Raw genomic sequence first — 13,079 nt, 5'->3', positions numbered from 1 at the left:
GGTTAAAATTAAACTGTAGAGCGTTCCACAAGTTCGTATGGAATTTCCAGCTTTTCTTGTTCAGAACTCTCTTCATTCACTTTTCTATGCAACATTTCAAAAGCAGTTTTCCCTATCTCCTTTAAATTTTGATCAATAGTTGTCAATTGTAACACTTGCGAGATAGGTTGATTATCAAAGCCAATAATCGCTAAATCCTCAGGAACTTGAATCCCTAATTTTTCAACCTCTGTCATAACCCCAATCGCAACTTCATCGCCTGCTACTATTAATGCTTCAGGAAGATCCTGCATCTCTTTTAACTTATGAGCCACTTTCACACCATCTTCTAGTGTAAAACATTCTGTAAAAATCCATTCTTCATTAACCTCTTCGTCTATAGATTGCAATTGCTGTTTATAAACATCAAAACGCTTTTGACTACTCGGCCCTAATTTTCTTCCCGTACAATAACCAATTTTTTTATAACCTTTCTCAATCAAATAATCCATTCCTAATTGAAAGGCCGCTGAATGATTCGTATATACACTTGAGATGTTTGAAATATCATTATTATCTTCACAAGCAATTATTGTGCCGTAAGAAGCATACGGTTCTATCGTTTCCCAATCATTTGCACGTGAACAAATAATAAGACCATCCAATTGTTTTGTTTTTAACATATGTAAACTTTTCATTTCTTCTTTTTTATTATAATTCGTTTGGCAAAGTAGCACCCTGTAATTATGAGTTAACGCTCCCTCCATCATTCCCCCTACCATTGCATCAAAGCTCGGGTGATTAATGTAAGGTAGAATTACACCAACAATATTCGTCTTCCCTTTTGATAAATGAACAGCATTTGCGTTTTGCGAGTAATTCAATTTCTCAACTATCTCTATAACCGCTTTTCTTTTTTCTTCACTTACATATGGGTGATCATTCAACACTCTCGAAACAGTCGTAACTGAAACTCCCGCCATCTTTGCGATATCTTTAATATTAGTCATACACTCACCTCTATCTTTAACTTAATGAATCCCATGAACATATGTCAAATCTTCTTATCATTACACCTTCATTCGTTTCTCTTACAAAAGTGTAATTTTTCTGTAAGCTAATTCGATAGTGACTTTCCGCAACATTTCATACAATTAAGTCAGAAACAAGGTAACAACTATTCGAAAAGGAGCGGATTAATATGATGAACAAAATAAAAACGAACAATTTCTTACATACAATGGGCATGGTATTTTCCGCTCTTATCGACGCAAAAGCTGTTGCTTCTACATTAAACAAGTAAGGAGAATGTATTATGAATAACATCACTTTTAACAAATTAGATTTTTTAGGACTAGCTAGTGGCTCGATTCTTCTTACTGCTTTTATTTACGCCGCTACGCTTGTATAACTTTGTGTCCCCTTTCCCCTTTATATAGAAAAAGACGACCGTCTATGCCCGGTCGTCTTTTCTTATTTTTGATTTGATTGCAAAGCTTCTTTTAACTCCTCAAACTTCTCATTTAATTGATCTGTCATCATTTTCATAGCAGTTTTTCGATCTATTTGTTCTCCAGCCTCAATTTGAATCGGATCTCCAAAAATCAATTGTGCCTTTTTCCCCTTTATTAATTCTTTTACACTTGATGGACCAACATAAGCTGCCGGCACTAAAGGTACATTAGAACGCATCGCAATTGTCACAGCACCCGCTTTTAATGAAACATCTTCCGCTGATCTCGTTCCACTCGGAAAAATCCCTACTACCTTTCCTTCTTTTAATAAACGTGATGGAATTTTAAGTGTACTTGGTCCCGGATTCGCGCGATCTACAGGGAATGCATTTACATTTTTAAAGAACCAATTTTTGAATTTCCCTTCAAATAATTCTTTTTTTGCCATGTAATGAATTTGAGTTGGGTACATCCCTGTAGCTAACATTAATACATCCATAAAACTTGTATGTGTACACGCAACAACATACGGACCACCTTCCGGTAACTTTTCTCTTCCTTGCACTTCTACTTTCCCAGCTGTTTTAAATATATATTTCAACAAAAATGTAATTGGTTTATACATTGGTTTCGTTCCTTTCTAAACATCCGAAGTATAATCATATTCTTATAACGATTATAACACTAAGTTTTAGGAGTTGGTAATAAAATTAAGTATGAATTGTTAAATTTCAATTCTTACAAAAGTGTAATTTTCTTGTAAGCTAATTCGATAGTTACTTCTCACTATATTTCATACAATTAAGTCAGAAACAGGGCAACAACTATTCGAAAAGGAGTCGATTGATATGATGAACAATATGAAAATGAACAATTTCTTACATACAATGGGCATGATATTATCAGCTCTTTTCGACGCAAAAGCTGTTGCTTCTACATTAAACAAGTAAGGAGAACTCATTATGAATAACATCACTTTTAACAAATTAGACTTTTTAGGATTAGCTAGCGGCTCTCTTCTTCTTACTGCTTTTATTTACGCTGCTATGCTTGTATAACCTTGTGTCCCCTTTCCCCTTTATATAGAAAAAGACGACCGTCTATGCCCGGTCGTCTTTTTAATTTTTTCTTTCTTTCAATTCTTTTAAAAGCTGTATTAGCTCAGCTTGTTGTTTTATCTTTTTACGACCATTTCGATTAATTGCTGCAAGCTCACAGGCAACTCCGACGGCGAAGAAAAACAATAAACTTTCTAACATGTGAAATCCTCCATTTGCCTATTAAACAGCTTGACGTAATTGTTCTTCTTGTAAAACTCTCTTATTTATATTTTCTTCTTTTCTCTGACAAACGTTATTGCGAATAAGCGCTGCAATAACAAGTACAGTCCCTATAATATCAAACATTGTGATTTGATACCCTTGCATCATCATAATAGCTAAAGTCGTAATTGGTACAAAATTAATAAATAAAATCCCATTAATGGATGATAAAATTTTCACACCATAGTTCCAAGCAAGTAGCGCTACAATACCTGGCAATGTCATCATAAATAACAAATCATATTTCACAATAGAAATCGTTCCCATACTCGGAACTGAAATATATCCAAGCGACGTAATAATTACCGTTATAATCGCTGTAACAGTCGTACCGAATACACACGTCAACGTAGAATAACGTAATGTTGACCAATCACTACAAGTTTGACCACCCATCGTATAAATAACCCACCCTACAACACCAATAAATATAAATGCTAATGGGAACATATTATCTTTCAATGTTACAAAGAAACTCATGTCACCTTTTGTAATAACAAACACAGCTCCTACAAAAGCAATAACCATACTCGTTATCATATACTTCTTCGGTTTTATATGCTTATATCCCCATAAAATACAAATAGAAATCATCGGCATAAGTGCTTCCATAATGGAAGCTACCATTACACCCGACTTACCCATTAACATTTGCCCTAAAAATATGAGGACATTATATACTGTAAATGCCATCGTTCCAAAAAAGACGAGTAACTTTCCTCTTCCCTCTAAACAAAATGCCTGTTTTCCTTCTTTCACTAACAACAATACAATCAGCATTATCGCCACTGCTCCATAGCGAATAAGCGAAAAATAAAATGGATCTATGTATTCTAGCGCATGATCAGCAACTGGAAACATCGCTCCCCATGACATACTCGCAATTAAACACGCCAAAGCCCCTATTATCATTTGACCTCTTCTCACCGCAATCCCCCGTTTCTTTCTATTTGCACAAAGAGAATTGTAAAAGAAAAAATATATCACGTAAAATGATTCAAAATGATGTTAACTATCATTTATAATGATAGTTAACATCAAGGGGGATTACAAAATGGAATTACGAGACTTACAAATCTTTAAAAGCGTTGCCGATCAGGGTAGTGTAAGTAGCGCAGCAAAGGAATTAAATTATGTACAATCAAATGTAACTGCACGTATTAAACAACTAGAAAACGAATTAAAAACCCCACTCTTTTACCGCCATAAACGAGGAATGACTTTAACAGCTGAAGGAAGAAAAATGCTCGTTTATGTTAGTAAAATTTTGCAAGATGTCGACGAACTAAAACAAGTATTTTTAGATAGCGAAACACCTTCTGGTATATTAAAAATCGGTACAGTCGAAACAGTAAGTACACTGCCTACCATTTTATCTTCTTACTATAAAAGTTATCCGAATGTCGATTTATCATTACAAGCAGGTCTAACAGAAGAATTAATTAGAGAAGTACTTGATCATCAATTAGATGGCGCCTTTATATCAGGTCCTATTAAACATCCACTAATCGAACAATACGATGTTAGTACAGAGAAATTAATGCTTATAACACAAAATAAAGCCTTTCATATAGAAGAATTTACAACAACGCCTCTACTCGTTTTTAACCAAGGATGTGGATACCGCTCCAAACTAGAACGTTGGCTTAAAGATGAAGGTTTGCTACCAAAAAGAATTATGGAATTCAATATATTAGAGACAATATTAAACAGTGTTGCACTCGGTCTCGGAATTACACTCGTACCACAGTCTGCTGTCCATCATCTTTCTAAAGCAGGTAAGGTACATTGTCATGCAATCCCTGAAAAATACGGCAGTATTTCAACGGTTTTCATACGCCGTAAAGATAGCTATATGACGAATTCAATGCGTAGTTTTTTAAAAACAATTGAAGACCATCATCATATCAATATGCTGTGAAAGACATTCTTACATGAATGTCTTTTTTTCTTACAAAAGTGTAAGTCTTTCGTAAGCTAATTCGATAGTTGCAAGTATCCATATTCCCTATAATTAAGACATAAGCAGGGCAACAACAACTCGAAAAGGAGCGGATACGCATGATGAACAATATGAAATCAAATAAATTTTTAAATACAATGGGCATGGTGCTATCCGCACTTGTCGATGCAAAAGCTGTTGCAACTACATTAAACAAATAAGGAGAGATTATAATGAACAACATTACTTTCAACAAATCAGACTTTATCGGACTTGCAAGTGGAGCTACTCTTCTTACGGCTTTCATTTATACACTTGCTCAAGGTCTTATTTAACACTTTGTTTCCCCAAACCCCTTTATATATAGAAAAAGCTGCTCGTCTTATAGACAAGCAGCTTTTTAGTTTGTCCCGCTTTAATGGGCAGTAAGACCCCCACTGATTAAAGTTTCACTTTATTTCATATACAATTTGACCTGTTTTCGTAATATCATATCCGCCAATCGCATTTAATTCATTATGAAATTCTTCCGATTGCAGAATGTCTTTCACAACTTCAATCAGCTCTTCATTTTCTTTATTCTTCAAAATTACTAAATCATACTGTTCTTTCATGATTGGAATAAAGTCCACATTTACAATTTGCGAAAACTTTTCTGAACCTACTCCTACATCAGCTTTTCCATTTGCAACTTGCGTGGCAACACCAAGATGATTCGATTCTTCCCATTCATATCCACTAATACGTTCTTTATTTAACTTTTGAATGCGCAATTGTTCATCGACTAACACCCTAATACCAGAACCTTTTTCTCGATTTACAAATCGTATAGATGATTGAGATAAATTGGCCCATGTTTTTATATTTTTAGGATTTCCCTTTTGCACATAAAACCCAACGTTCCTTGCTAATAAATTAATCATAGTACATGGTTGTCCAACTAAAATACGTTTTACGTAAGGAACATTATATGTACCCGTTTCTCCATCAAACAAATGAAGACTAACGATACTTCCTTCTCCTTGATACATTTTTATTAAACTCGTTAAACTACCTTGATATGCCCTTAATATATTTGAACTTGGCAGGCGATTTTCTATACGTTTTGCCAACATATCTAACGTTAGTTCTTGTCCGCTAATAATACATGTATCCAAGCCTCTACTATCTTCGCTCTTTACAGGAGTACCTTGTATTTTCCCTGTTTTCATTTGCTTTATATATTGTTCTAAATCTGCTGCATCAATGCGCATCTGTCTACCAACTCTATAAGAAGGAAGTTCTCCTTTTTTAATTAAGTCGTATACAGTTAATTTTGATACTTTTAATCGCTTTGCTACTTCTTCCGTTGTGTAGGAATGATGATCCATAGACGATTCCTCACTTTCTCCTTTCATTGTAACAAAGAAAAGAATATTTCTCCTATTTTTTAAAAATAGATATATGTTCAAATTACATTCAATTATAACTAGTTATATTTAGATATAATTAGTTATAATTAGATGTATCAAAACGAAAGGGGATTTTTTTATGAATAAATTTACATTACGTTCCATCGGGGCACTTATACTTTCTTTCCTTCTTATATTTAGTGCTGCTTGTACAAGTGGGGAAAAGCATACAAAGTCAGCTGCTAAAGAGGATAAAACAGTTGAACTGACTATCTCAGCTGCTGCAAGCTTACAAGATGCATTAAAAGAAATCGAAAAACAATATAAAGAAAAAGAGCCAAATATCAAACTTTCTTTTAACTTCGGTGCTTCTGGAGCACTTCAACAACAAATTGAACAAGGTGCACCTGCTGATTTATTCTTCTCTGCAGCAGAAGATAAATTCCAAACCCTTGTAAAAAAAGGATTCATTAGTGAAAAAGAAGGGAAAAATCTTCTTGGAAATGAACTAGTTCTAGTCATCCCTAAAGATAGTTCACTTACAAAATTTCAAGATTTAAAAGATGAGAAAATCAAAAAAATTGCACTTGGTACACCTGAATCTGTACCTGCTGGCAAATATGCAAAGGCTTCTCTAACACACGAAAACCTTTGGAATGATGTTCAAAATAAAGTCGTATTTACAAAAGATGTTCGCCAAGTGTTAACATATGTAGAAACAGGGAATGTCGATGCTGGCATCGTATACAAAACAGATGCTCTCATTTCGGATAAAGTAAAGATTGGTGAGACAGCAGCAGCTACTTCTCATGAGCCAATCCACTATCCTTTAGGTGTTATAAAGGAATCTAAACATAAGAAAGAGGCGACTTCATTTTATGAGTATTTGCAGTCAAAAGATGCACAATCTATCTTTAAGAAATATGGATTTACAGTTCTGTCGTAATCACTATGAGCATTGATGCTATTTTATCGCCTGTCTTTCTATCTTTAAGAGTAGCTGCGTGCGCCACTATTCTCGTTACAATTTTAGGGACAATTGTCGGGCGAGCACTAGCTCGCTCCTCATGGCGATATAAAGTACTATTAGAAACCATATTTTTATTACCAATGGTACTTCCACCAACTGTTATCGGCTTCTTTCTCATTATCATCTTTGGAAACAACAGCCCGATCGGAAAGTGGGTTGAATCATTATTTCAGCAGTCTATTATGTTCACATCTACTGCTGCGATTATCGCTTCTACAGTTGTTGCATTTCCGCTTATGTACCAATCAGCGAAAACGGGATTTTCTATCGCAAATGTACAAATTGAAGAAAGTGCTCGTGACCTTGGCGCAAGTGAATATCAAGTTTTTCTGCACGTTACACTTCCACTCGCATTTCCTGCCTTACTAAGCGGGATGATTTTGAGCTTTGTCCGCGCGCTCGGTGAGTTTGGTGCTACACTCATGTTTGCCGGGAACATTCCTGGTAAAACACAGACAATCCCAACTGCAATTTACATGGCTATTGATGCAAGTAATATGCAACTCGCCTGGACACTTGTAGTTATTACTATCGGTATGTCACTCGTATTTCTACTATGTATTCAACTTATTAATAAAAGAATTACTAACTCTTAAAGCAGCTTTTGTCGAAGCTGCTTCTTTATTTCTTAGGAAATAAAATATACCAATGGGAAATAACTGAATTTTACATCTTATTTAAATATACATTTTATTTGAATTCACTTTCTAAAATAGGCAATTTCCTGTTATTATATGGAGGTGTTTCAAAAAATGAAGAAATGAAAACGCATTTATATTGTGAATTCTTCATCCTGTTTTAGCGATCGGTAATCTTCTACTCTATTAGTGGGGCATTACCGATCGTTAGAACGATATGTAACTATATTGGTATAGCAAACCGAAGGGAGTCTTGTAATGGACATTTTATTAGCGCTTCTTCCTGCAATTGCATGGGGAAACATCTTATTAGTAAGCGTAAAAATGGGCGGTGGTGCATATAGCCAAACGGTAGGTATGACAATCGGTGCTCTATTCTTCGCAACAATTATGTATGTATTTACTCAACCAGCTTTAACAATGACAATCTTAATTGTTGGTTTTATTTCAGGTTTATTCTGGGCTTTAGGACAAGTAAACCAATTAAAAACAGTTGAAAAACTAGGTGTTTCAACTACTGTAACGATTTCTACTGGTATGCAACTTGTTGCAACTTCTATCTTTGGGGTTATCGCTTTCCGTGAGTGGACTACTACTACAACGATCATTCTGGGAACGATTGCAATCCTATTAATTGTAGTTGGTGTTGTATTCACATCATTAGATGATAAAGAAAATGCTCAGCCACCTGGACAATTGAAAAAAGGACTTCTTACTTTAATTGTTTCTACTTTCGGCTATCTTGTATATGTAATTATTATTCGTTGGTATAATATTGATGGTTGGTCTGCTATTTTACCACAAGCAGTTGGTATGTTTGTTGGTGCGGTTGTACTGACGTCTAAACATAAACCGTTTAACAAATATGCAATCCGTAATGCTTTGTCTGGTTTACTATGGGGAACTGGAAACTTATTCTTACTTCTTTCATTACCACGTGTTGGAGTAGCAACAAGCTTCCCATTATCTCAAACTGGAATCGTTATCTCAACATTCGGTGCGATTGTATTCTTAGGTGAAAAGAAAACAAAACGTCAATTGATCTTTATTGCACTAGGTAGTGTTTTAATTATCGGCGGCGCTGTATTACTTGGTATGACAAAAGCATAATCTTATATTCTATTAGTAAACCCCTGAAGCATATATGCTTCAGGGGTTTTTCAATTCTAATTATTTTCTAGATATAATTATTTGTATGTTCTTGCCCCCTATAATTGCTCTTCCACTCTAGCAAACCAGCTACACATATAAAGAGATTAATAACAGTTAATATTAGCATGAATTTCCGCCTTCTCATTATCCATTCCATCTACGGTAAGTCTTTTCTTTTTACAACATTCTCTTAAAGATGATATCGTTTTTATAACATATCTCTACTAGAAAGGAATAAAGAATATGCTAACTAAACATCGAATTTTATTTATTGGTGCCGGTCGTATGGCAGAAGCTATATTTTCCGGATTACTTAAAACAAGCAAAGAGTACATCGAAGAAATTATCGTCTCTAATCGAAGCAACGTAGAAAAGCTAAAACAGTTACAACATCGATATAATGTGTCTACTGCAACAGATTGGAAACAGCATGTTACATCTGTTGATACGGTTGTTTTAGCAATGCCACCTTCTGCTCATGAAGAGTTATTAGCTGAGCTATCTCCGTTAATATCAAATCAACTAGTCGTAACAGTCGCAGCTGGCATTGGACCATCTTATTTAGAAGCTAGACTCCCAAAGGGCACGCCTGTTGCTTGGATTATGCCTAATACAGCTGCTGAAATTGGAAAATCTATCTCCTTATATACAATGGGACAATCAGTAAATGAGATGCATCAAGAAACCCTGCAACTGCTTTTAAAAGGTATTGGTACTTCGCAACTTTGTACTGAGGAAGAAGTTCATCAGCTTACTGCAGTTACTGGAAGTGCACCAGCCTTCCTTTATTACTTTGCTGAAAGCTTAATTGAAACAACAAAAAGTTATGGAGTCGATGAAGAAACCGCAAAACATCTTGTCATTCAAATGATTTCTGGCTCTGCTTCTATGCTCGAACAAACGCAAAATCCAGCTAACCTCCGCGAACAAGTAACAACGCCAGGTGGTTCCACAGCTGAGGGTCTCAAAACTTTATACGAATATAATTTTTCAGAGGCAATTCAAAAAGCAGTAGAAGCAACAAACAAAAAAGCTAGGGGGAAATAATATGATTTTAACAAGTTTAAAAGACTATACAACATTACATAACGGTGTAAAAATGCCTTGGTTTGGTTTAGGTGTTTTTAAAGTAGAAGATGGTTCAGAAGTAATTGATTCTGTAAAAGCAGCAATTAAAAATGGCTACCGCAGCATCGATACTGCAGCAATCTATCAAAATGAAGAAGGCGTTGGACAAGCGATTCGTGAATCCGGTGTTTCACGCGAAGAATTATTTATTACCTCAAAAGTATGGAATAGCGATCAAGGATATGAAACAACACTTCAAGCATTTGAAACTACATTAGAGAAATTAGGTCTAGAATATTTAGATTTATATTTAGTACATTGGCCTGTAAAAGGGAAATATACCGAATCATGGAAAGCATTAGAAAAACTTTATAAAGATGGCCGTGTTCGCGCTATCGGTGTGAGTAATTTCCACATTCACCACTTACAAGACGTATTTGAAATTGCTGAAATTAAGCCAATGGTCAACCAAGTGGAATACCACCCACGTTTAGCACAAGAAGAGTTACATGCATTCTGTAAAGAACATAATATTCAGCTTGAAGCTTGGTCACCATTAATGCAAGGACAACTACTAGATAATCCAACGTTACAAGAAATTGCGACAAAATATAATAAATCAACTGCGCAAATTATTTTACGCTGGGATTTACAAAACGAAGTTGTAACAATTCCCAAATCAATTAAAGAACATCGCATTATTGAAAATGCAAACATCTTCGACTTTGAATTAAGTGCTGATGATATGAAAGCAATTCAAGCTTTAAATGAAGATCGTCGCGTTGGTCCAGATCCAGATAACTTTAACTTCTAGTAGAAAAACCACTGCCCTATGCAGTGATTTTTCCATTTAATAAAACTGAAAATTTAAACTATATTTCATTTAGTTGACACTTCATTATTCAAGGTGTAAGATTTTGAATTATCAAAGAAACACAAAAATTAATAAAATTTATTCGTTTACTCATTGTATCAAGAGAGGTGGAGGGACTGGCCCTTTGAAACCTCGGCAACAGGTTCATTTTGAATACTGTGCCACTTCCTGCAAGCTTTATGCTTGAAAGATAGAATGAGGGACTTCGTTTATATACGGGTGCATAACTTGTACGTAAAAATCCCTCTTTCTCAATATGAAAAGAGGGATTTTTTATTTTTCATTTCCCTCATCATCATCCAAACTTAATTATTTAGGAGGAAAATCAAATGAAAAAGAAGTTTGTACCCGGTATTGCATCAGTTGTAGGAGTAAGTATTTTATTAACTGGTTGCGGTAGTTATAAAAACGAAGCAAGCGGAGCAAATGCAAAAGACGAGGCACCTAGTAAACAGGTTTTAAACTTATCTTCACCTACTGAAATACGAACAATGGATACGGCTCGTGCTACAGATACTGATTCTGGTCAAGTAATGAGAAACGTATTTGAAGGTTTGTATAATCTTGGTGAAGGTAACAAACCTGTTCCTGGTGTTGCAAAATCTCATGAAGTAAGTGGCGATAAAACGAAATACACATTCCATTTGCGAGATTCAAAATGGTCAAACGGCACTCCTGTTACAGCTAAAGATTTTGTGTTCGCTTGGCAAAGAGCCGTAGATCCAGCAACAGCCTCTGAATATGCATTTCTATTCTTTGATATTAAAAACGCAACAAAAATTAACAACAAAGAACTTCCAGCCGACCAACTTGGTGTAAAAGCAGTTGATGACCATACGTTTGAGGTAGAATTGGAGCGTCCTGTTCCGTATTTTATTAGCTTAACAGCGTTCCCAACATTTCTACCAATTAACGAGGAATTCTTTAAAGCACAAGGTGATAAGTACGCTTTAGAAGATAATACAATCTTGTACAACGGAGCTTTTACACTAAGCGATTGGAAGCACGAACAAAGCTTTAAATTCAAGAAAAACCCTACCTATTGGGATAAAGATACTGTCAAACTAGAAGAAATCAATTTTAACATCGTAAAAGAAAAATCAACAGAAGTAAATTTATTCGAGTCAAAACAATTAGATCGTATAAAACTAACATCTGACTTCGTCGATAAATATAAAAAGGATGCTAACTTTAAAGAACGTCCAAACGTAGGCGTACAATTTTTACGTATGAATCAACAAAACAAAGTGCTTCAAAACGTTTCTGCACGCCAAGCAATTGATCAAACAATTGATAGAAAATCCTTTGTAAATACGTTATTAAATGATGGATCTACACCAACATTTGGTCTCGTTCCAAAAAACTTTGCAAAAGGACCTGAAGGAAAAGACTTCCGTACTGCAAATGGCGATTTAACAAAAGTTGATACAAAATCTGCACAAGAGTTATGGAAAAAAGCTAAACAAGAGCTTGGTTCTGAAAAGATAACATTAGAATTATTAACGAGTGATGCTGACCTTGATAAGAAAACTGGTGAATTCTTAAAAGGACAACTAGAAAAGAATCTAGATGGATTAACAGTAAATATAAAACCGCAACCGCGTAAGCAACAAGTTTCGCTTTTATTAAAAGGTGACTACGAAATCGGAATTGATGGCTGGAGCCCTGACTTTGCGGATCCAATTACATTCCTTGAGCTATTTACAACGAATAACCCTTATAACTTAGATCATTACTCTAATAAGGAATTCGATAAAACAATAGCAAAAGTGAAAACAACTTTAGCTGGTGATGAAAAAGCTCGCTGGGAAGCATTACTAGCATCCGAGAAAATATTATTTAAAGACTCTGTTATCGCTCCTCTTTACCAAAAAGGCGAATCTTATTTAGAACGTTCTTATGTGAAAGGAATTGTGCAAGTAGACTTTGCAGGGCAATTAAACTTCAAGTGGGCAAAAATTGAAAAATAAAGTGAAACTTTAATAAGTGGGGGTTTCTTCATCCCCACTTATTATTAGCCCACACCAATTGTTTTTTTAGCAAAATATATTAAAAATAGGTTCTCTCACACATGAAAATCCGCTTTTTCAATATATTATTCTAAGAAATTAACAATCTATTTTTATTATTGACATATAGTTCTTTCCAGTGTTAATATTCTAAATAATCAAAGAAACGAAATATTTCACCATCAAAATATAATGTCTACTACGTTGAAACATATAACGA

At 34.9% G+C, this 13,079-nt stretch carries 15 protein-coding genes and 1 riboswitch; of the genes, 10 read left to right on the top strand and 5 right to left on the bottom strand.

Annotation, left to right across the window (positions count from 1 at the left end; genetic code table 11):
* Window positions 1-8: 8 nt before the first annotated feature.
* Window positions 9-989: a LacI family DNA-binding transcriptional regulator gene (locus NST90_RS01125; protein ID WP_006919721.1), complete on the bottom strand. Its 981-nt coding sequence runs from the start codon at window positions 987-989 to the stop codon at window positions 9-11.
* A 305-nt stretch (window positions 990-1,294) separates the two neighbouring features.
* On the opposite strand from NST90_RS01125, the gene NST90_RS01120 reads away from it, so the two are divergent.
* A complete protein-coding gene (locus NST90_RS01120) occupies window positions 1,295-1,390 on the top strand; it encodes a DUF3948 family protein (protein WP_001059999.1) in 96 nt (31 codons plus the stop codon).
* 62 nt (window positions 1,391-1,452) lie between these two features.
* Here NST90_RS01120 and NST90_RS01115 read toward each other — a convergent pair whose 3' ends face one another.
* The gene (locus tag NST90_RS01115; protein WP_000277778.1) at window positions 1,453-2,058 is read right to left on the bottom strand and encodes a lysophospholipid acyltransferase family protein; all 606 of its coding nucleotides are present in this window, start codon (window positions 2,056-2,058) and stop codon (window positions 1,453-1,455) included.
* Between the two features lie 337 nt (window positions 2,059-2,395).
* Between NST90_RS01115 and NST90_RS01110 the strand changes: the two genes are divergently transcribed.
* Window positions 2,396-2,491 carry a DUF3948 family protein gene (locus NST90_RS01110; RefSeq protein WP_064774791.1) on the top strand — a complete coding sequence of 32 codons (96 nt, stop codon included), beginning with the start codon at window positions 2,396-2,398 and terminating at the stop codon, window positions 2,489-2,491.
* Window positions 2,492-2,551: 60 nt separating this feature from the next.
* Here the strand turns inward: NST90_RS01110 and NST90_RS01105 are convergent, their stop codons facing one another.
* Window positions 2,552-2,692 (bottom strand): YrzO family protein, encoded by a 141-nt coding sequence (locus NST90_RS01105; protein WP_000894065.1) that lies wholly within the window; start codon window positions 2,690-2,692, stop codon window positions 2,552-2,554.
* A gap of 21 nt (window positions 2,693-2,713) precedes the next feature.
* Entirely contained in the window at window positions 2,714-3,682 is a 969-nt protein-coding gene (locus NST90_RS01100) for a DMT family transporter (protein WP_002180311.1), read from the bottom strand.
* A gap of 127 nt (window positions 3,683-3,809) precedes the next feature.
* Between NST90_RS01100 and NST90_RS01095 the strand changes: the two genes are divergently transcribed.
* Together NST90_RS01095 and NST90_RS01090 are read left to right on the top strand one after the other, a co-directional pair.
* Window positions 3,810-4,676: a LysR family transcriptional regulator gene (locus NST90_RS01095; RefSeq protein WP_000423031.1), complete on the top strand. Its 867-nt coding sequence runs from the start codon at window positions 3,810-3,812 to the stop codon at window positions 4,674-4,676.
* A gap of 254 nt (window positions 4,677-4,930) precedes the next feature.
* The gene (locus NST90_RS01090; protein ID WP_001060017.1) at window positions 4,931-5,032 is read left to right on the top strand and encodes a DUF3948 family protein; all 102 of its coding nucleotides are present in this window, start codon (window positions 4,931-4,933) and stop codon (window positions 5,030-5,032) included.
* Between the two features lie 114 nt (window positions 5,033-5,146).
* Here the strand turns inward: NST90_RS01090 and NST90_RS01085 are convergent, their stop codons facing one another.
* Complete coding sequence (locus NST90_RS01085; protein WP_074619113.1) at window positions 5,147-6,094, bottom strand: substrate-binding domain-containing protein; 948 nt, start codon at window positions 6,092-6,094, stop codon at window positions 5,147-5,149.
* Between the two features lie 133 nt (window positions 6,095-6,227).
* Here NST90_RS01085 and modA point away from each other — a divergent pair, with 133 nt between their 5' ends.
* The 6 genes from modA (at window position 6,228) to NST90_RS01055 (ending at window position 12,820) form a co-directional block, all read left to right on the top strand.
* Window positions 6,228-7,034 (top strand): molybdate ABC transporter substrate-binding protein, encoded by an 807-nt coding sequence (gene modA, locus NST90_RS01080; RefSeq protein WP_001032229.1) that lies wholly within the window; start codon window positions 6,228-6,230, stop codon window positions 7,032-7,034.
* A gap of 5 nt (window positions 7,035-7,039) precedes the next feature.
* Window positions 7,040-7,714: a molybdate ABC transporter permease subunit gene (gene modB / locus NST90_RS01075; protein WP_000020526.1), complete on the top strand. Its 675-nt coding sequence runs from the start codon at window positions 7,040-7,042 to the stop codon at window positions 7,712-7,714.
* A gap of 300 nt (window positions 7,715-8,014) precedes the next feature.
* Window positions 8,015-8,866: a GRP family sugar transporter gene (locus tag NST90_RS01070; RefSeq protein ID WP_000353544.1), complete on the top strand. Its 852-nt coding sequence runs from the start codon at window positions 8,015-8,017 to the stop codon at window positions 8,864-8,866.
* Between the two features lie 285 nt (window positions 8,867-9,151).
* On the top strand, window positions 9,152-9,955 hold the full coding sequence (proC, locus tag NST90_RS01065; protein ID WP_000956278.1) for a pyrroline-5-carboxylate reductase: 804 nt from the start codon (window positions 9,152-9,154) through the stop codon (window positions 9,953-9,955).
* Between the two features lies 1 nt (window position 9,956).
* Window positions 9,957-10,790 (top strand): aldo/keto reductase, encoded by an 834-nt coding sequence (locus tag NST90_RS01060; RefSeq protein WP_000604196.1) that lies wholly within the window; start codon window positions 9,957-9,959, stop codon window positions 10,788-10,790.
* Window positions 10,791-10,942: 152 nt separating this feature from the next.
* Window positions 10,943-11,047, top strand: a riboswitch (SAM riboswitch).
* Between the two features lie 132 nt (window positions 11,048-11,179).
* Complete coding sequence (locus NST90_RS01055; RefSeq protein ID WP_044307081.1) at window positions 11,180-12,820, top strand: peptide ABC transporter substrate-binding protein; 1,641 nt, start codon at window positions 11,180-11,182, stop codon at window positions 12,818-12,820.
* The last annotated feature ends 259 nt before the right edge of the window (window positions 12,821-13,079 follow it).

The organism is Bacillus sp. FSL E2-8900, assembly GCF_037966225.1.
GTDB classification, from domain to species: domain Bacteria; phylum Bacillota; class Bacilli; order Bacillales; family Bacillaceae_G; genus Bacillus_A; species Bacillus_A cereus.
The sequence above is the reverse complement of the archived record's forward strand: the minus strand, read 5'-3'. Positions and strand labels throughout refer to the sequence as shown.

Bases quoted from the DNA above. Each gene is read 5' to 3' on its own strand.
- NST90_RS01110 (WP_064774791.1), top strand. From the start codon at position 2,396: ATGAATAACATCACTTTTAACAAATTAGACTTTTTAGGATTAGCTAGC.
- NST90_RS01090 (WP_001060017.1), top strand. From the start codon at position 4,931: ATGAACAACATTACTTTCAACAAATCAGACTTTATCGGACTTGCAAGT.
- NST90_RS01105 (WP_000894065.1), bottom strand. From the start codon at position 2,692: ATGTTAGAAAGTTTATTGTTTTTCTTCGCCGTCGGAGTTGCCTGTGAG.
- NST90_RS01115 (WP_000277778.1), bottom strand. From the start codon at position 2,058: ATGTATAAACCAATTACATTTTTGTTGAAATATATATTTAAAACAGCT.
- proC (WP_000956278.1), top strand. From the start codon at position 9,152: ATGCTAACTAAACATCGAATTTTATTTATTGGTGCCGGTCGTATGGCA.
- NST90_RS01095 (WP_000423031.1), top strand. From the start codon at position 3,810: ATGGAATTACGAGACTTACAAATCTTTAAAAGCGTTGCCGATCAGGGT.
- NST90_RS01070 (WP_000353544.1), top strand. From the start codon at position 8,015: ATGGACATTTTATTAGCGCTTCTTCCTGCAATTGCATGGGGAAACATC.
- modA (WP_001032229.1), top strand. From the start codon at position 6,228: ATGAATAAATTTACATTACGTTCCATCGGGGCACTTATACTTTCTTTC.
- modB (WP_000020526.1), top strand. From the start codon at position 7,040: ATGAGCATTGATGCTATTTTATCGCCTGTCTTTCTATCTTTAAGAGTA.
- NST90_RS01125 (WP_006919721.1), bottom strand. From the start codon at position 989: ATGACTAATATTAAAGATATCGCAAAGATGGCGGGAGTTTCAGTTACG.
- NST90_RS01120 (WP_001059999.1), top strand. From the start codon at position 1,295: ATGAATAACATCACTTTTAACAAATTAGATTTTTTAGGACTAGCTAGT.
- NST90_RS01055 (WP_044307081.1), top strand. From the start codon at position 11,180: ATGAAAAAGAAGTTTGTACCCGGTATTGCATCAGTTGTAGGAGTAAGT.
- NST90_RS01060 (WP_000604196.1), top strand. From the start codon at position 9,957: ATGATTTTAACAAGTTTAAAAGACTATACAACATTACATAACGGTGTA.
- NST90_RS01085 (WP_074619113.1), bottom strand. From the start codon at position 6,094: ATGAAAGGAGAAAGTGAGGAATCGTCTATGGATCATCATTCCTACACA.